The sequence below is a fragment of the Romboutsia sp. LXY-2 genome (assembly GCF_056171995.1).
The window spans coordinates 236704-256240 of record NZ_JBKFGI010000004.1; the positions used below are offsets into that span (position 1 = coordinate 236704).

General features: G+C 28.3%; 15 protein-coding genes and 1 riboswitch. Of the genes, 2 read left to right on the top strand and 13 right to left on the bottom strand.

From position 1 onward, the window contains the following. Positions 1-174: 174 nt before the first annotated feature. Positions 175-1269 carry an AI-2E family transporter gene (locus tag ACI48P_RS09480; RefSeq protein WP_475215073.1) on the top strand — a complete coding sequence of 365 codons (1095 nt, stop codon included), beginning with the start codon at positions 175-177 and terminating at the stop codon, positions 1267-1269. Between the two features lie 62 nt (positions 1270-1331). Here the strand turns inward: ACI48P_RS09480 and ACI48P_RS09485 are convergent, their stop codons facing one another. The 10 genes from ACI48P_RS09485 to ACI48P_RS09530 form a co-directional block, all read right to left on the bottom strand. Next, entirely contained in the window at positions 1332-1970 is a 639-nt protein-coding gene (locus ACI48P_RS09485) for a hypothetical protein (RefSeq protein WP_475215074.1), read from the bottom strand. 172 nt (positions 1971-2142) lie between these two features. Next, positions 2143-3441: a diaminopimelate decarboxylase gene (gene lysA / locus ACI48P_RS09490; RefSeq protein WP_475215075.1), complete on the bottom strand. Its 1299-nt coding sequence runs from the start codon at positions 3439-3441 to the stop codon at positions 2143-2145. 17 nt (positions 3442-3458) lie between these two features. After that, entirely contained in the window at positions 3459-4652 is a 1194-nt protein-coding gene (locus ACI48P_RS09495) for an aspartate kinase (RefSeq protein ID WP_475215076.1), read from the bottom strand. An 81-nt stretch (positions 4653-4733) separates the two neighbouring features. Beyond that, a riboswitch (Lysine riboswitch) is annotated at positions 4734-4906 on the bottom strand. 107 nt (positions 4907-5013) lie between these two features. Next, positions 5014-6258 carry a cation:proton antiporter gene (locus tag ACI48P_RS09500; RefSeq protein WP_475215077.1) on the bottom strand — a complete coding sequence of 415 codons (1245 nt, stop codon included), beginning with the start codon at positions 6256-6258 and terminating at the stop codon, positions 5014-5016. 104 nt (positions 6259-6362) lie between these two features. Then, positions 6363-6971 carry a hypothetical protein gene (locus ACI48P_RS09505; RefSeq protein WP_475215078.1) on the bottom strand — a complete coding sequence of 203 codons (609 nt, stop codon included), beginning with the start codon at positions 6969-6971 and terminating at the stop codon, positions 6363-6365. Between the two features lie 169 nt (positions 6972-7140). Beyond that, positions 7141-9912 (bottom strand): calcium-translocating P-type ATPase, PMCA-type, encoded by a 2772-nt coding sequence (locus tag ACI48P_RS09510; RefSeq protein ID WP_475215079.1) that lies wholly within the window; start codon positions 9910-9912, stop codon positions 7141-7143. Between the two features lie 165 nt (positions 9913-10077). Continuing rightward, positions 10078-11778, bottom strand: a complete 1701-nt coding sequence (locus ACI48P_RS09515) for a hypothetical protein (RefSeq protein WP_475215080.1) — start codon at positions 11776-11778, stop codon at positions 10078-10080. Positions 11779-12040: 262 nt separating this feature from the next. After that, the gene (locus tag ACI48P_RS09520; protein ID WP_475215081.1) at positions 12041-12604 is read right to left on the bottom strand and encodes a hypothetical protein; all 564 of its coding nucleotides are present in this window, start codon (positions 12602-12604) and stop codon (positions 12041-12043) included. Between the two features lie 94 nt (positions 12605-12698). Beyond that, positions 12699-13277, bottom strand: a complete 579-nt coding sequence (locus tag ACI48P_RS09525; RefSeq protein WP_475215082.1) for a TVP38/TMEM64 family protein — start codon at positions 13275-13277, stop codon at positions 12699-12701. A 22-nt stretch (positions 13278-13299) separates the two neighbouring features. Further along, positions 13300-13953 (bottom strand): hypothetical protein, encoded by a 654-nt coding sequence (locus ACI48P_RS09530; RefSeq protein ID WP_475215083.1) that lies wholly within the window; start codon positions 13951-13953, stop codon positions 13300-13302. A gap of 316 nt (positions 13954-14269) precedes the next feature. On the opposite strand from ACI48P_RS09530, the gene ACI48P_RS09535 reads away from it, so the two are divergent. Then, the gene (locus ACI48P_RS09535; protein ID WP_475215084.1) at positions 14270-15934 is read left to right on the top strand and encodes a glutamine--tRNA ligase/YqeY domain fusion protein; all 1665 of its coding nucleotides are present in this window, start codon (positions 14270-14272) and stop codon (positions 15932-15934) included. Between the two features lie 93 nt (positions 15935-16027). Here the strand turns inward: ACI48P_RS09535 and ACI48P_RS09540 are convergent, their stop codons facing one another. From ACI48P_RS09540 to ACI48P_RS09550, 3 genes are all read right to left on the bottom strand, one after another. After that, on the bottom strand, positions 16028-16915 hold the full coding sequence (locus ACI48P_RS09540; RefSeq protein ID WP_475215085.1) for a YegS/Rv2252/BmrU family lipid kinase: 888 nt from the start codon (positions 16913-16915) through the stop codon (positions 16028-16030). 225 nt (positions 16916-17140) lie between these two features. After that, positions 17141-18547, bottom strand: coding sequence for a cysteine--tRNA ligase (cysS, locus tag ACI48P_RS09545; RefSeq protein WP_475215086.1), 1407 nt, complete (start codon positions 18545-18547; stop codon positions 17141-17143). Between the two features lie 330 nt (positions 18548-18877). Continuing rightward, entirely contained in the window at positions 18878-19519 is a 642-nt protein-coding gene (locus tag ACI48P_RS09550) for a lactate utilization protein (protein WP_475215087.1), read from the bottom strand. Positions 19520-19537 lie beyond the last annotated feature (18 nt).

A 19537-nucleotide genomic window follows, 5' to 3' on the forward strand; every position in this document is an offset into this window, starting at 1 on the left:
TTTTTTGCATGTTTCAATAAATAAAATATATTTTTGTTTATTTTGATTATGAACATCTCATTATTATACCATAATACATATATGCGAAAAAGAAAACTTTTATATTTTGAATAAAATTTGAATTTAAGTAAAAAATTATATTTTAGTTACTTTTAGTTATTAATAGGAGGGTATATGGTTTCAAAAGAAAATATTAAGCACCTTATTTTAATTGCTTTTGTTTCTATAATTTTTTATAAATTTATAGATAATCCTGCATTGTTTATTGATAGTATAGGAAGCCTTGCAAATCTATTAAGTCCCTTTTTATTTGGTATATTATTTGCACTGCTACTTGATCCTATTGTTATGTTGTTTGAAAATAAAATAAAATCTCCAAGATTAATCAATATATTGTTGTCATATATCATTGTGCTTTTTATATTATTACTCGGATTCAAATTGTTAATACCAGCATTATTAGATACATTAAATCAATTAATAAATGAAATTCCATATTATTTAGAGATGCTTGATGAATTTTTAAATAAAACAATATCTTCTACTAAGATGCTAGAAAGTATCTCACCACATATACAAAAAAGTTTAGATGGTATCTTAAATCAAACAATTGATTTATTGACCAAGTTATCTACAGATGCTTTTGGCTATATTCTTAGCATAACTTCTTTATTATTTAATATAATAATGGGAGTAATTTTATCGATTTATATTCTTTATGATAAAGAAAAGATTGGTCTTGGATGTAAAAAGATACTTTATGCTTCTAACTCCAAAAATAAAGCTAAAGATATTATTGATTTTGGAAAAATATCACATGACATTTTCTATAGTTATATTATAGGTAAAATTATTGACTCAGTAATTATTGGTGTAATGGCATTTATCGGCTTTAAATTCATAATAAGAATTGAGCATGTAATGTTTTTATCATTTATAATATTCTTAACGAATATTATACCTTATTTTGGACCGTTTATAGGTGCAGCGCCTCCTATATTTATGACTTTGATATATAGTCCTGTAAAAGCTATCTGGGTAGCTATATTCATCTTAATATTGCAACAAATAGATGGAAACTTTATTGGACCTAAAGTAATGGGCGATCAGGTTGGATTAAGTCCACTCTGGATAATTTCAGCTGTATTAATATCTGGTTCACTCTTTGGAATAGTTGGAGTGTTTTTATCAGTTCCAATTGCAGCTGTAATAAAATCATTAATTGATAAATATGTTGACAAAAGAATACATATTAGAGATTCTTTATAAAAATAATCATCAAAAAAGAGATATTAAATTTTTAATATCTCTTTTTAAGTTAACACACAATCTTAATCTTTTTTATTATTAATTTGTTTCTTATCTGTTAATTTATCAATCAATCTTTCCTCTTTTTTATCTTCTTTGTTACTTTGATTTTCTGTAGTCTTATCATTTTCTTCTTTCTCTTGATCTTCTTTCTCTTGCTCTTCTTTTTCTTGTTCTGCTTTTTCTTTTTCAAGAGCTTCTTGTTTTTTTCTTTCAAGTTCTAAAGCTTCTTGCTCTAGTTTATACTTGTCTTGATTAGCAACATTTTTTGCATCTTCTTTTCTTTGTTGCTCAGCTTTAAGTTGCTCATCATATAGTTTTTCAAGATCTTTTTTCTTACTAGTAGCTTCACTTTTTATTGTTGATGATCCGCCTTTTATGCTCTCTATAAATTCAAGTTCTTTAATTGCTTTTTCATAATTTTTTATTTCCTCATACTCAATAGCATTTAACATTCTTCTCGCTTGCATATACATAGCTCTTGAGTGTTCATCTGCACTATCCTCTTCAAGTGCTGATGATAAAAGCTTCATTGCATCTTCGTACTGATGGTTTTCTAAAGCTACTCTACCATCATTCGAATAAGTACTTTCCTCTTTAGAATTACACCCTGTAAGAAGAATTGATATTAATGTTATAGCTAAAACTATTTTTTGCTTCATTAAATCCCTCCTCGTTTTCTAATATGATTTTATCACAATTGTTGGTATTATAGCAAAAAATATCAAAAAATATTATATAAAAATTGTTTTTGTCATTAAGTTCTTTCATTTAATATTCCCATAAATATAAAAAAGAATCGCAATTATATTACGATTCTAAATGTAAATTTTTTTAAAAATTTAATTCCAAATTGAGTATCTCTTCATAACTTTGTCTCTTACAAATTAATGTATCCTTGCCATCTTTTACAGAAACCACAGCTGGTTTTGGAATTTTATTATAGTTCGAAGCCATAGAATAACCATATGCACCAGTAGAAGTAGTAATTAAAATATCTCCACTTTCTATATCCATAATATCTGTATCAGTTATTAGGATATCACCACTTTCACAACATTTACCTGCTACAGTTACTTGGTTAATTTTATCTTGACCAATTTTATTCACAATAGTGCACTCATATCCTGCTTGATAGAGTGAAGGTCTTATATTATCTGTCATTCCACCATCTACACTTACATATGTTCTAATGTCTTTTATATCTTTAATAGAACCTATTGTATATAGTGTACTACCCGCATTTGCAACAATAGATCTTCCTGGCTCAATAATTAATGTTGGAATATCAATTCCTAACTTTTCACAAGTTAAATCCGCTCTATTTATTATTGCTTCACAAAAATCTTTTATAGTTTTAGGTTTATCACTTTGTGTGTAATATACACCTATACCTCCACCTAAATCGATCTCTTTTATATCTATATTATAATCTTCCTTAATTTCTTTTACTAAATTCATCATAATATCTACTTCATCTAAAAAAGGTTCAACATCAAAGATTTGTGATCCTATATGTGCATGAAGACCTACTAAGTTAATATTTTTATAGTTTGACAATCTATTTACAGCATTATGTAAGTCTCCATTAACTAATGCAAAACCAAATTTTGAATCTATTTGCCCCGTCTTTATATAATCATGTGTATGAGCTTCTATTCCTGGAGTTATTCTAAAATATATATTTTGAGACTTACCTGATTCGTTACAAATTTTTTCTATTAAGTCAAGTTCATAAAAATTGTCTACTACAAATATTCCTACTCCAAAATTAATACCCATTTGTATTTCATCTACTGTTTTACTATTTCCATGAAATAATACTTTCGACATTGGAAAACCTGCTTTTTTTGCAGTATATAATTCTCCACCTGATACAACATCTAAGTATAAACCTTCTTCATCTATAAGCTTACACATATAAATTGGTAAAAATGCTTTACCGGCATAAGCAACTCTGTTTTTATTTTCATTTACTTTAAAATAATTTACATAGTCTCTACAATTTTTTCTCACTAAATATTCATCAAATACATAAAGTGGAGTTGAATATTTCTGTCCTAATTCTAGGCAACTTACCCCCCCAATGTGCAATGTGTTATTATTGATTTTCATCGTTCCCTGTAATTTCATATTCTCCTCCAAAAATGTTATATGTTAAATTCTTTACCTACTTCATTTAAAGCCCTTTCTTTATCAGTACTATTGATAGCACATGTGATTCTTATTTCTGATGTTGTTATTAATTTTATGGCAATATCATTTTCTTTAAAAATTCTAAATACCTTTGAAGCAACACCTGCAGTGTTTTTCATACCTAATCCTACTAATGAAAATTTGGTTATTTTCTCGTCAATAAATATATTTTCATTTTTTGCATATTCACACGCTATATTTCTACATTCAAATTTATCATCTTTAGGTACGGTAAAAGATACACAAGTTTTTCCGTCTATCGGCGCTGTTTGACTTATCATATCTACACTTATACCACTACATGCTATTCCTTCAAATAAAGAGCATACATCATCTAAGTTTAAATCTTTTATTGTAATTGAAATATCTTCATCGCTTGTTGCTATACCTGTTATTACTTTATCTTCTAATTTCATTTGATTTCCCCTTCTTATATATGTACCCTTAATACCTGAACAAGACTGTCCTACATATATTTCTGTGTTAAACTTTTGTGCTAGTTCAATACTTCTAGAATGCATTACTTGGGCACCTAGACTAGCTAGTTCAAGCATTTCCTCATAATCTATTACCTCAAGCTTCTTAGCACCTTTATACTTTCTTGGATCAGTTGAATATATTCCATCTACATCAGTATATATTTCACATTTTGCTCCTAATTTAACTGCAAGTGCAACTGCTGAAGTGTCAGAACCACCTCTTCCTAGTGTTGTTATATCTCCATGGTCATTTATTCCTTGAAAACCAGTAACAATCACTATATATCCATCATCAAGTTTTTGTTGAACTTTCTTTATATTGATATCATCAATTGCTGATTTTTCATGTGCTCCACTAGTTTGAATATCAAGTTGATATGCACTATAACTTATAGATTTACATCCCAGAGAATTTAATGCCATCGATAATAAAGATGCTGATATCATTTCTCCTGTTGACATTAAAACATCTAGTTCTCTTTTACTTGGTATTTCTGTAATGTTTTTAGCTAAGCTTATATAATTATCTGTTGTGTCTCCCATTGCAGAAACAACAACAACTATTTTAGGATTAATTTTTTTCCTATCTATAATATTTTCAGCAATTAATTTTATTTTCTCAGTAGTTGCAACTGAGCTTCCCCCATATTTTAGTACCACTATATCCATATATATCCCCCTTAAAAATGAAATTTGGGTAATAAAAAACGCCCAAAGGTATACTTTGGACGTAAGAAATCATACTCAAAGTAACCTTGTAGCTCACCACTTAAGTTTTTAAGTGACAGTCTTACACATGTTATGTGTAAGTCCAGAAAATTTATCTGCCAATAAATCTTCTTCGGCTATAATTCCTTTCCTTTTTCATCAACGTCTGCCAACTCTAAAAAAGTACTATTAATTACAGCGCCTCTACCCTAGGCTCATTACTTAATTTTTAATTAATATAATTAAATCACATTGTTTTAAATATTGCAACAATTATATTTTTTTAAATATATAATAAAATTTTTATAGTATATTATAAATTTTATTCATCATCCTTTAACACACGAAGTTTCTTAGCTACAATGCCTGTAGTACTAGCTTGTACCAGCAGCGTAACTATAATTGTCATAAAAACTGCAGATGATATAACTTCATAACCATATACTTTTGTAGATACGACTATTCCTGATAAGGCTGCAGGTATAACACCAGTTTCTCTTACCCACATCATAAATAATTTTTCATTTAAAGTCCATGCAGCTTTTTTATCAATAGTAGTGCACATTATTACGACAATAGGTCTTGCGATAAGCATTAACACTAAAACTAATAATAAAGATTTCCAACCATACTTTATTAAAGAACTAATATCTAAATGTGTTCCTAAGACTATAAAAATAGCCATTCTAGAAATTGTAGCTATATTTTCTCTAAAATGTACTCCTGATAAATAGCTTTCATCTGGAATCCATAACCCAAATCTCTTCTTATTTCCATAGATTAAGCCAGATATAAAAACTGACATATATCCACTGCCACCAAATCTTTCAGATATCTCATAAGCAAATATTACTATAACAACAGAGATAATGGGTCCATAGTCATTAAATATACCATATTTTTTATCTGATGATAATCCAATACCTATAAGTGCAACACCAGTACCAACTAATACACCTATCACTATCATAAATACAAGCTCTAAAGTAGTATGAATTACACCGACTCTTTCCGTTAGGGTTATTCCTGTTAGTATTGATGTAAACAATATAGCACCAAATGCGTCATTAAATGCTGACTCACTTATTATTGTCTGCTTAAGTTTATCTTTTATTTGTACTTGCTTAAATACAGGTATTAAACTAGCAGGGTCTGTTGAAGATACAATTGCTCCTAATAATAAACTTACTCCTATTGGTAACTCTAGAATAAAATAAGCGCTTATACCTATTATTAAAGCGGTTATTACAACACCAATAGAAGCTAATAACCCAACTGTTATTTTTACTTTATTAAGTACTCTCAGCTTTATTTCTCTTCCGCCTTCATAAAGTATAAATGCAGAACCAAATGTCAATATAATTTCATTTGCTGTTGGAAAAGCTTCAATATTAACAAGATTTAAAAATGTTGGTCCTGATAATACACCTAATAGAAGAAATACAACTACATCAGGTATTTTAATTTTTTCACCTATCCAACCACCTATAACACCAATTACTGAAATTGAAGCTATTATTAATAATAATTCATTCGAACTTACAGCTGCAGTGTTCATTTCGCCCATAAAGTCACCTCATTCTTCTAAAACACTACTATTATCTTTTGCAGATTTTTATAAAATAAAAGCGTTTTATAAGAAAATATAAAAAACCTATTCAAAGAATAGGTTTATAGATGATTAACTAATTTAGTAAAATTAGGATCAATGAAATCAATATCACAACTTACGTTTTCTGTTGATATATCTTGAACTTTTTCAGATGTAACTACTAAAATTTTAGGTACTTCATAAAATGGAATCGTTGATTTATAAATATCTGCACTTATATTTTTATATTTAGATATATCAATCTTTTTACTAAGCTCTATATCTACTAATATTTGTTTAAGTTCATTGTATTGGTCTCTATATTCAATAAATAAATCATATTTATTTTTGCCAACATTTACATTTCTATAAAAGCGTATTACTTCACAACCAATACAATCAATCTTAATGGCAAGTTCAGAGCCAATTAACACTTTTACTAAATCTTTTCCTTTATACATTTGACTACCATTAAGGTAATAAACATAAGAATTGTCTTTATATCCTGCATAATTAATATTAACAGGGTATTTTCTTAAAGTATATTCATTACACATTTTTCTTAGTGTTTTTTTTATAGGTTTTTTTCCAAACTTTTTTCTTGAGTTGAACACTTTACCTGCCTGAATTTCTGTCATGCATCTTACTCTGCTAATTAGAAGTAATATATCTTTTTCCATTCCTACCATGTTGTCCAATCTCCTTGAAGTTTAATTTTAATCAAGTATATTATTATTATATAAAATTTCAAAATAAAATTTACATATTTTACATAATCTCTTATAAAAAATATTTTTAAGCATAAAAATTGCTAGCATTATATATTTCATACTAGCAATCTTCATAATTATATGTAATTTATATTTTTTTTCTTATACATCTAAGTGCAAATTTAACTATTTCATTTATTAATAAAATCAATGATGAGAAAAAGATTACTTTCGTCCACATTAATAAATCTAGCGGTACAGAATTAAAAAATTTATTGAATACTTGAGTAAATACTATTTGCAACGATCCTGTTATTGCTATTATTTCAAGAGCAAGTTTATTTTTGAAGAAATTTGGTATTGCACTATTTAATCCAAATTCCCTACAGTTAAGAGCATTAAATAATGCACTAAATGCAAAAATAGAAAATAATACTGTCCCCTGTTTCTCATTTGATGCTCCAAGAATATTGAATGCTGATTGTACATAAACCAAAATTATTATTATAGTAGCATTAATAAAAATGTTAATCGCCATAGATTTTGCAATTATACCAGCTTTGCGCTTTATTGGCTTTCTATCTAATAAGTAATCTCTAACAGGTTCTAAGCCAAGAGCTAATGCTGGTGGTCCATCCATTATAATATTTACCCATAACAATTGAATTGTCGTAAATGGCATCTCTTGCCCTGTTATCTGTGATAGTATCGCTATAGTAAATGCAACTATATTAACTGTTAGTTGAAACTGAATAAATCGTTGAAAGTTCTCGTATATTCCTCTTCCCCATTTAATACCATCAACTATTGTGCTAAAACTATCATCAGTTAATATAATATCAGCTGCATTTTTTGATACCTCTGTGCCTGATATACCCATAGCTATACCAACATCTGCTCTATTTAATGCTGGTGCATCATTAATACCATCTCCCGTAACCGCAACTACTTCTCCATTATCTTGAAGAATTTCTACTATTCTCATTTTTGTATCTGGTTTACTTCTTGCCACTATTGAAATATTTTTAATCTCATCTTTTAACTCTTCATCACTTAGAGCATCTATATATGTTGCCTCAACAGCTATTTTTCCATTATCAAGTAGACCTAACTGCTGTCCTATTGATTTTGCAGTGTTTATATTATCTCCAGTTAACATTTTCACATCAACACCTGCATTATAAGCAATATCGATTGATTCCTTTACTCCTTCACGTAGAGGGTCAACAATCCCTACAAATCCACTAAAAACTAAATTTCTATCATCTAAAAATGCTCCTATATCTTGACTAAAAGCCCATTCATCCTCACATGTTAATGCTACTTCATTACGCTCAATATCAACATCTCTATTAAACTCATTTTTTTCCTTATATGCAAATCCTAAGACTCTCATAGATTTTAATTGCAATTTTTTTATTTCGTTTAGAATTCTGTTTTCTAACTGAGTCGTTTTCTGAATAACTCTATCACCTTGTTGTATATATGCACAGTTTTTAAGAAGTACCTCAGGAGCACCTTTACAAAGTAATATTTCTTTAGAGCTATCTTTAATAACAGAGATCATTTTCTTTTTTTCCGAACTAAAAGGTATTTGAGTAACAACATTAGTAGATTTCCTTATACTAATATAATTTTTATCTCTTTGATACAAAAGAAGCGCACATTCAGTAGCACTACCAATATATTTAATATTACCTTCTTCTGTTTCAATGTCTGCTGTTGAATTAACAATACAATTTTCCTCAAAGTAGCTGTTACTTATGCATTCACTACTATCTATATATTTACCATCTACATAAGCTACTTCTACCATCATTTTATTTTGAGTTAATATCCCCGTTTTATCAGAACATATAACAGATACAGAACCTATTGTCTCACAAGCTTCTTTCTTAGTAACTAATGCATTAATTCTTGCCATCTTTTGCATTGTAATTGCCAAAGTAATATTAATCATTGTTGGAAGTCCCTCTGGTACTGTTGCAACTATTAAGGCTATACAAACCATATAAATATCCTTCGTAGGTTCAAGTGATTGTAAAAATGGAATCATACCTGTTGTATCAATATGAATTTGTCCACTAAATTGTAATTTTAAAATCATATATAAACATAACAGTGATGCTACGAATCCTGATATGCCAGCTATCTTTCCACCTAGTTTACCTAGCTTTATTTGAAGAGGTGTTTGAGTATCATCATCACCTAGATTTTGAGCTATTTTACCCATTTCAGTTTTATCTCCAGTATAAGTTACAACCATACTTCCCTTACCATATGCAACTAATGTTCCTCCAAATACCATATTTATTTGTTTTGCAGGAATTGCATCTTGTTCTATTATTTCACTCTTACTATAAATAACTTCCATATCTACAATAGAGTTTGCATTTTTTACAACATCTGCAGACTCACCAGTAAGCATATCTTCTCTTACTTTTAAGTTGCTAGATAATAATAATCTTCCATCTGCAGGAATCATATCACCGGTCTCAAAATATACTATGTCTCCTGGGAGCAAATCACTTTTAGAAAGCTTTATAATTTTACCATTTCTTAAAACCTTTACTTCAATATTTTTTGTAAGCTTTGATAATTCTGCTGCAGCTTTTTTTGATTTTCCTTCTGTGATAATTCCTATTGATATTCCAATGACTATTGCCATTATAATACCTATTGCATCATGAAGTTCTCCTATAAACGAACTAAGAATAGCCGCTCCTAATAATATTAATATCATAGGCTCCATAAGTGCATCGCCAAGGTCGTCCATAAAAGTTTTTTCTTTTTTTATGGTAAACTCATTAAGCCCATATTTCTTAGACCTTATTTTTACTTCTTCGTCATCAAGCCCAATTTCAGAGTTTGACTTCAAATACTTTAATGTATCTTCAGCTGACTTATTATAATATTTCATAATCTTATCCCCCTCGTTAAAAAATATTTCTGAAATAATATATATGAGCTTGTACAATAAAATATTCAAATTAATTAGCAATAAAAAAATCGCATGATTACATGCGATTTTTGTTGATAATGTATATTGTATAAATTATTTACTTATTAAATTGTTTATAGCAGCCTATTGATTTGATGTCTCTGCTTCTGTTTCATTCTCTGGCTGAACATTTTCAGTGCTATTTTCTTCCTTATTAGTTGATGGTAAGTCAGTTATACTTAAGTTGTTAAACTCAATAATATCAACTAATCCTTTTTGTCCCTTTTCATATGCTATCTTAACTTTATCTCCAACAACAGTTAAAGGTATTTCATTTGCAACTTTTGATGTAGCTCTAAATATTATATTTGTTTCTGAATCAATAGTCATATAATAGGAAGTATTTCCACTCTTAACATCAGCGCTAAATCTTGTAATTATGCCTTCCACATCTTGTCTTGTTGTTTCATTTTCTATAGTAAAATGATTACCTTTAGAAGATAATGCTTCTCTATAGTTTCTTAATGCTTCCTCTTTTGTTTCACCTATTCCTAATATACTAAAATCTTCTACTGATACAAAAGCAACAGATTTAACCAGACCAGCTTTGTCTTTTAATGAAGATACATACGTTGGAGTACCTAATATATTGTACATTACTGGGAAGGTAGCTTGATAATTCTTTTCTTGTACTTTACCTTCAGCTGAAGTCATTGCAGCAGTTTCTGTTGCTCCTGGTTGCTTATAAAGTTTTGCTTCTTTAGTTCTAGTATCTACTAGCATAAATCCTATCGTAGACTCATCTCCTCCTGAAGAAGTTATTCCTGTATACCAATAAGATTTGTTATCTTCTCCATATACTAATGATGTTCCTTCAGTAGCCACTAAAACTCCTTCTTCCGATATTACAGAGTTTAAGAATCCTTTTACATATACTCCCCAATCATTTATTTGATTAATAACAAAGTTTTGAGGTTGAATTCTATCAATCCAAGTTGGTGCATCTTTTATATTATACCTTTGAACTTCGCCTGTCTCTGCATCAACCGTACAAACTCCTACTGCATCAGAACCACCAAATCCTATTTTATGATCATATAATGAAGCTACCCAATATGGTTTACCTGTATCGTTTATTTCTAAAGTAAAGTCAGTCATACCTACGTCTACAACACCATTAACATACATATGTCTATGAAGGTCTTGTAAGAAGTAAGCTTCTGGCTGATACACTATCTTAACAGGTTTACCATCTATATCTTGAACTAATCTTACATCTTGAGGATTACTTGCAGATACCATAACATATCCATTACTTCCGTCAAGATTTGTTATCCATTTTATTATATCTCTATGTACTAGAGGTGCTACCCAATATAATTCTCCATTAACATTTTGAATATGGAATGTACCTAGTTTTGATACGCTTCCTAGTGCTGGGATTTCACCGAGTTTTTTATCTCCAAGTTTCATAGCCATTTGTTCATCCACTAAACGGATATCTTTTACACTTACAGGACTTACATCTTTTGTAAATTCACTTTCTTTTACTTCACCTAACAGATTTCTGTAATCATTAGCATGAAGTATAGGCGAAGCTGTTACAAAAGGTGCAGCAATACTTATTATTATCATAATTACTGCAATTGTAAAATTATATTTTGCAACTTTTGATGTTCTTTCTTCTCTATCAAACATCATGTCTAATATACCTGCAACTACAAAGAATATTATAAATGTTGAGTAGAAAGATAGAAAGTCTAAACGTAAAACTGGCAGCTTAATGAATGCATATATTGCTACAATTATAGCTGCAATACCATATGATTGAATAAATCTTTTCATTAATTACTCCTTCTTCCTTAAATTGTTATTATTTCTATTATATCCAACTTTTTACAATTAGAAACATAGATATAGAAAATGAGTATGTATCCATTTCCCCTTTATACTAGATATTCTAGTACTTATACAATATATTTTATACTCAAATAAAAATAGTGTAAATAATATTATGACAAAATTTAATTATTATTACAAATAATGTAAACTAAACTTTCCTTTATATATAAAAAAATACCTCTATTATTAAATAGAGGTATATATCTTATGCATTTGCCATACTAGCAATAAATGAAGACTCTTCTGTAGAGTATTTAGAAAGAAGTCCTTCATATTCTAATGTTAAAACTTCTAAATTATAAAAATCATTTGGCCTAACATCGTAAGATGGTTTTTCAAATAATTCAACATTACTTTTTTCTAACATATCTGCAACAAAGTGTGAACAAACATATTTCTTCTCTGCTTGTCTTGGCTTATTTAAAGTAAGATATATTAAAGCCATTACATCATAGTCATATGATTTTCTATCGTTACTAACTACCATAATATTATTGTATATATTTTCATATTGTGAGTCTGTAACATCTAGCGAGTACACCCTACACATAGTATTTGTTCTAATAGCGTATAATCCTTGATTAATATTTTCTTCAACAAATCCTGCAAATATTGGCGTTTTTGGATTAAGTCTTCCAAAAGAATACATTGGCTTTAATTCTTGATTTAAAGCTATCGATACATGAGCGTATGGGGTTTTACTAATATTTCTTATGAGATAAGATAATACTGTACCAGTATATGTTGTCACTATATATATCTTTTTCATATGTCCCCCTCTTAATTATAAAACTAATTATTTTAATATAACTATAATAGTGTAACATATATCGATACATATTTCAAATATATTTTTCAATAAACTATTCATATTTTACAGTATTATTTTTTTGTATTTTCCGATTAATATTCTGACCTACCATCCACGAAATCATAATAGCAAAAGATAATACTATAATTTTAGCAGGACTAGTTAACAATTCGCTCACGTCTTCTCCCACATAGCTTATTAGTAAAAACATAACAAATTTTCCACTAACCATTCCTAAAATATAATCTCTTATATTTAAAGATGTAAATCCTGAGGCAATTGTTATTAAAAAATCTGGAATAAAGGGGCAAGCGTATGATATAAAAATAGTATTAAATCCTTGTCTTTTAATCCAGTTAATTATCGTTAATGTTTTCTCACTACCCTTATATTTTTCAAAAAACGTTGCTTTTGAAAATTTATTAGCAAAATAATAAAGTAAGACAGATGCAATAGAAGACCCTACCCATGAAACCAAGAATCCTAACCACATTCCTAATACAATAGAATTTGCCACTACTATAGCTAATAAAGGTAATAAAGGTAAAAATGTTTCTATAGAAACTGTTACAAAAGCAATAACCATAGCTATTATCTTATGGTTTGATACCGAATATATAAGCTGTTCCATGATGTCACACCTACTTTATAAGTTATGCTACTACCTTAATATTATTTTCTTTAATAAAATCTATCATATTATTTAATTGAAGGTCCACATCTAGGATAACTTTATCTCTCTCAATACTTATATTATTAAGAGTCAAAGGTTTGATAAAACTTTTATCTACAGTTATTATATTCCCATTGATTGTAAATAATTTTTCCTCGTTTAATTCTTTAATTACTGAGCCTAACATACTATCACTTAGTTTAATCTTTCCTATTTTTAAATTGCTAAGCTTCATTACTAAGTCATTATCTACAATAGATGGAGATATTTCTGTACTATATTGAGTGTTTATTAATCCAAAAAGTTTATATGGTCCAACTATATAAATTTTATTATCTTTAATGTTTATATAGGTATCCTTTAACTCTTCAATGTTATATTTTTCTTTTAATGTGTACACGATGTTTCTAAATTCTTCGTCTGTAATTGATAGTTTTCCTTTTAGTCGTAATGGATCTGTAGCTACTTGGAAAGATTCTATATATGTACCTTTTACTAAGTCCTCTGCTGTAATTAACTTTTCCTTATTATCTATATTTTGTGGATATGATTGCATTATAGAATAATATCCAATTCCTAATAATATTACTACTGCTATAACGACGAATAATATACTTTTACTAGTTTTACTCATAATATATCCTTTCTTTTTATAATTTATTGTTTCTATTATATAGTATTTATTTTCTACATATCTTCTATTCAAAATATTTAACTATTTATAAGCATCATAATTTTTACATAAACTATGTTATTTTGTCTAAAAATCTTTATTTATTATCATAAAAATTATGATTTTGTATCATACTCTTAAATATATTAATTATTACTACAATTAATTTTAAATATTTACATCTTTATTTTTTTCCAAATTTGGATTAAAATTAGTAATATGGAAATATAGTATAAACTGCTGTATATAAAAATAATTAAGTGAGAGGTAACAGATTATGTCAAATGAAATTAATTCATCTAACTTTATAAAAAACATAATTATAAATGATTTAGAAACTGGAAAACATGACAGCATCATCACTCGTTTTCCACCAGAACCAAACGGATACTTACATATAGGTCATGCTAAAAGTATATGTCTTAACTTTGGACTTGCTAAGGAATTTAATGGTAAGGTAAATTTAAGATTTGATGATACAAACCCTGTTAAGGAAGATGTTGAATACGTAAACTCTATAAAAGAGGATGTTGAGTGGTTAGGATTCAACTGGAATGATTTATACTTTGCATCTGATTATTTTGATGAAATGTATAATAGAGCTATACTTTTAATTAAGAAAGGTAAAGCGTATGTTTGTGACTTAACTCCTGAAGAAATGAAGGAATACCGTGGTACATTAACTGAGCCTGGTAAAGATAGTCCGTACAGAAATAGATCTATAGAGGAGAACTTAGAATTATTCGAGAAAATGAAAAATGGAGAATTTAAAGATGGAGAGAAAGTATTAAGAGCTAAAATAGATATGTCTTCTCCTAACATAAACTTTAGAGATCCTATTATATATAGAATAGCACATGCATCTCACCATAATACAGGCGATAAATGGTGTATATATCCAATGTATGCTTTTGCCCATCCATTAGAAGATGCAATTGAAGGTATAACTCACTCTATATGTACATTAGAATTTGCTGATCAAAGACCTTTATACGATTGGTTTGTAAGAGAATGCGAAATGGAAAGTGTACCAAGACAAATAGAGTTTGCTAGACTTAACTTAACAAATACTGTTATGAGTAAAAGAAAATTAAAGCAACTTGTTGATGAAGGAGTAGTTGATGGTTGGGATGACCCTCGTATGCCTACAATATCTGGTGTAAGACGTAGAGGATATACTCCAGAATCATTACGCAACTTCTGTAGTGAGATAGGTGTTGCTAAAGCTGACTCAACAGTTGATAGTCAATTACTTGACCATTTCTTAAGAGAAGACTTACAGCCAAAAGCACCTCTTGCAATGGGGATACTTAAACCTTTAAAGTTAATAATTACTAATTACCCAGAAGGTCAAGTTGAAATGATAGATGTTGAAAATAATGCTAAAGATGAAACAAAAGGTATAAGACAAATTCCATTCTCAAGAGAGCTATATATTGAACAAGATGACTTCATGGAAGAACCTATAAAAAAATATTTCAGATTATTCCCTGGAAATGAAGTTCGTTTAAAAGGAGCATACTTCGTCAAGTGTACTGACGTTATTAAAGATGAAAATGGAAATATAGTAGAAGTTCATTGTACTTATGACCCAGAGACTAAGAGTGGTACTGGATTTACTGGACGTAAAGTAAAATCTACTATACATTGGGTTGAAGCTAGCACAGCTATACCTTGTGAATTTAGATTATTTGAGCCATTAATATTAGATGATGCTCCTGAAAACGAAGGTAAGCATTTCTTAGAACAAATTAACTCAAATTCTATAGAAATATTACAAGGCTTTGGAGAGCCTACTCAATTAAAGAATGCTACTGCATTAGATAAGTTCCAATTTGTTAGAAATGGATTCTTTAGTGTAGATACTAAGTATACTACAAATGATAAGTTGGTATTTAATAGAGTTGTTCCTTTAAAGAGCTCTTTCAAACCTGGAAAATAGATATAAAAAATGAACTCTATCCATAGAGTTCATTTTTTATATTTAAATATTATTTATTCTTAAATTTATTGAAATACAATTAAATCCTAAACATTAGCTAAGTATACCAAGTATTTCTATTCCTTTATCTATACATTCAATATGAAGCGGAAAATCTGGCCCTTTTTCTCCATCTATATCAGTAAGTAAATCATCATTACATTCTATTAATAATTGTTTAGTTTTAAAGTACAATATTTCCTCTTCATTATAATGATCTAAATAATCCCCTTTAATTATGTTAAATAATATTGGAATTGACTTTGGTATTGGCATACCTTTAAATATTACTACGTCTAAATATCCATCATCTAGCTCTGCTTTATATGCGAGGTTTAGGTTTCCTGCAGTTTTCCCATTGAAAATTAACATCAGATACATATCTCCGTTATAAAATACTTCATTAGAGTTTACTTTAATATTAAATTTCCTCATGTTTAAAGCTTCTTCAATCCCTTTTATATAATAAGAAACTCTTCCTATACTGTTCTTTAAATCATTATTGATTTTTTGAGAAACATCTGTAAACATTCCTGCGCTTGCAACATTAATAAAATACTTATCATTAATTTTACCTATATCAATCTTCTTAGGCCTTGTATGTATAATATTTTCTACCGCCTCTTTTATATCATATGGTATCTTCAATGCATTAGCAAAATCGTTCGCCGTACCTGTAGGAAGTATACCTATAGGTATGTTAATATCATTAAACTTCATTTCATTAATAATATTGTCTATAGTCCCATCTCCACCTGCAATAAGTATGTGGTCAAAGGATTCTATTTCTTCAAAGGCGTTAAATAATGGCTCATTTTTACTGATTCTATATGGTACCACGGTATAATTATACTTTTGATAAGTATATATTATGTCATCCAAATTATGTACTATTTTTTTTTCACCTGAATTAGGGTTATAAATAAACTTTACCTTCTTCATATTTCCTCCTCACTCCACATTTTCCTATTAAAAATAAATTATCAATATGTTTATTCAAGCAAATTATAAGAATATTATGTGATTCGTATAAGTAATTGATTCACTTATCTATTATATTATCATAAAACTCTTCTATTATATTATATTCATTATTTGAAATCTTATTAAAAGCTTATACACTATATAGATTAAAGGTGCATAAGCCTATTTACACACTTATTAAATCTAAAACTTATTATTCCATAAAGTACCCTCGTTAGTATCCCTAATTTCAATATTATTCTGTAATAATATATCTCTTATTCTATCTGATTTTTCCCAATCATTATTTTGCCTTGCAATCATTCTTTCTTTAATAAGTACTTCGACCCATTTAATTTTATCAACTTTATCGTTTAAATCTTTTACTAAGTTTAATGAAAATATATTATCAAAATCTTCTATTATTAGCTTCTTTTCAAAGTTGCTTAATTCTAAATTTTTTATAACCTCATAAAGGACTGTAAAAGCATTTGCTATATTTAAGTCATCATTTATAAAGCTTTTAAATTTATTTTTATATTCTTTAATCATATCTATATTCTTTATTTCTTTAGAATTTATATTAGATGTAATAAAATATATCCTTTGTTTTAAGCTATGAAATGATTTTTCTGCTTCTTCTAACCTCTCAAAACTAAATACCAAAGGCTTCCTATATTTAGAATGAAGAACATAATATCTATATACGAGAGGATCATAGCCTTCCTTTATAATTTTATCAAGTGTTATGAATTCTCCATTGGATTTTGACATTTTCCCATTATCAAGAATCAAGAATTCACCATGCATCCAATAATTTACCCATTTATGACCAAGTACACCTTCAGTCTGTGCTATTTCATTTGTATGATGAACTGGTATATGGTCAACACCTCCACAATGAATATCTAGATATTCACCTAAGTATCTAACAGCCATTGCAGAGCACTCGATATGCCAACCTGGAAACCCTACTCCCCAAGGAGAATCCCATTGAAGAATATGATTATTGTATTTTGAGTTTACAAACCATAATACAAAATCTAAAGGATTCTTTTTATTACTGTCAATATCTATCCTATTACCTGCTATTAGCTCATTTATATTCAAATTTGCTAATTCTGCATATTTTTCAAACTTATCAATAGAAAAGTATACATTATTATTAGCAATATAAGTATAGCCATTAGATTCTAGTTGTTTAATCATTTCAATCATATCCCCAATATGTTCTGTGGCTCTAGCAAGTGTATTAGCAGAACTAATATTTAAACTTTTAATGTCATTAATAAATGCATCTTCATAATACCTTGCTATTTCTAGTACACTTTTATTTTCTCTTATTGCTCCTAGACTCATTTTATCTTCACCTTCATCAGCATCAGATTGTAGATGCCCAACATCAGTTATGTTCATAACATGTTCTACTTCATATTCATTATACTTGAGAACTTTTTTTAGTATATCTTCAAAAATGTATGTTCTTAAATTTCCTATGTGTGCAAAATTATATACTGTAGGGCCACATGTATACATTTTTACCTTACCTTCCTTTAAAGGTACAAATTTTTCTATTGATTTTGTTAATGTATTATAAAGTCTTATTTCCACAGCTAGGATCCTCCTTTATATTTATATAAATATACTTATTCTTTTCAAAACATATATAAATAAAAAACTACAGGTAAATAATAGTTTTTCCTAAATAAGAAAAACTACAGCTTACCTGTAGTTTATTTGATTAATTAGTAAATAGAATTTATCTAATTACAGAACATTAAAATGAACGCAGGCTTACTATTATTTTAAATTTTTCATATTTTTTAAAACAACAGCAACAACATTTTTTCATTTTAATATCCTCCTTTTATTTAATATGTTATATTTAATATTTATAGTATGTTATTATTAACAAAAATGCAACAATTTATTAATCATATTTTAATAGCCTAAATATTCATTTAAAAATATAACATGTATTCTTCCACATGTTCTCTGTCTTTTAATTAATGTATACTCGCAACATATTCTATCAGGACTTTTACAGTCCATACATGTGCCAGTTGTAACACACGGAGTTTTTGTATTTAGTCTTTTTGTATTCGATGGTGCTGCTATTAGTCGATTTCTATTTATTGCCTCTTGAACATTTTTGACTATTTTGTTAACGCCTGCAATTACTATAACCTTATCAGGTCCATAAAGCATAGCTGCTACTCTATTTCCATTCCCATCTACATTATATAATTCTCCATCTTCTGTAATTGCATTTGTACTTGTGAAATATGCATCCGAACTAAATGATTTTCTATATAAGTCTTTAAGGTTTTTTTGTGTTAGACCTGGCTCATATCGATCTAAAAAGTTAAATCTTCCACTTCTTAAATAATCTAATACTCCTATCTCAGTTAATGTAGCAGAACCTCCACAACAAACCATGTCACCTTCATTTGTTAATTCATTTATTTTATTTAATAATTCATCTTTACTTTTAACATAATATCCACTCATATTATTATTTTCTAAGGCCTTAATCGTTCTTTCAATTTTTTTCTCATTTACATATAAAACATTTTCATCCATTTATACTTCCCCCTAATA

Excerpts from the sequence above, each read along its gene's own strand:
- ACI48P_RS09480 (WP_475215073.1), top strand. The coding sequence starts at position 175 with ATGGTTTCAAAAGAAAATATTAAGCACCTTATTTTAATTGCTTTTGTT.
- ACI48P_RS09485 (WP_475215074.1), bottom strand. The coding sequence starts at position 1,970 with ATGAAGCAAAAAATAGTTTTAGCTATAACATTAATATCAATTCTTCTT.
- lysA (WP_475215075.1), bottom strand. The coding sequence starts at position 3,441 with ATGAAATTACAGGGAACGATGAAAATCAATAATAACACATTGCACATT.
- ACI48P_RS09495 (WP_475215076.1), bottom strand. The coding sequence starts at position 4,652 with ATGGATATAGTGGTACTAAAATATGGGGGAAGCTCAGTTGCAACTACT.
- ACI48P_RS09500 (WP_475215077.1), bottom strand. The coding sequence starts at position 6,258 with ATGGGCGAAATGAACACTGCAGCTGTAAGTTCGAATGAATTATTATTA.
- ACI48P_RS09505 (WP_475215078.1), bottom strand. The coding sequence starts at position 6,971 with ATGGTAGGAATGGAAAAAGATATATTACTTCTAATTAGCAGAGTAAGA.
- ACI48P_RS09510 (WP_475215079.1), bottom strand. The coding sequence starts at position 9,912 with ATGAAATATTATAATAAGTCAGCTGAAGATACATTAAAGTATTTGAAG.
- ACI48P_RS09515 (WP_475215080.1), bottom strand. The coding sequence starts at position 11,778 with ATGAAAAGATTTATTCAATCATATGGTATTGCAGCTATAATTGTAGCA.
- ACI48P_RS09520 (WP_475215081.1), bottom strand. The coding sequence starts at position 12,604 with ATGAAAAAGATATATATAGTGACAACATATACTGGTACAGTATTATCT.
- ACI48P_RS09525 (WP_475215082.1), bottom strand. The coding sequence starts at position 13,277 with ATGGAACAGCTTATATATTCGGTATCAAACCATAAGATAATAGCTATG.
- ACI48P_RS09530 (WP_475215083.1), bottom strand. The coding sequence starts at position 13,953 with ATGAGTAAAACTAGTAAAAGTATATTATTCGTCGTTATAGCAGTAGTA.
- ACI48P_RS09535 (WP_475215084.1), top strand. The coding sequence starts at position 14,270 with ATGTCAAATGAAATTAATTCATCTAACTTTATAAAAAACATAATTATA.
- ACI48P_RS09540 (WP_475215085.1), bottom strand. The coding sequence starts at position 16,915 with ATGAAGAAGGTAAAGTTTATTTATAACCCTAATTCAGGTGAAAAAAAA.
- ACI48P_RS09550 (WP_475215087.1), bottom strand. The coding sequence starts at position 19,519 with ATGGATGAAAATGTTTTATATGTAAATGAGAAAAAAATTGAAAGAACG.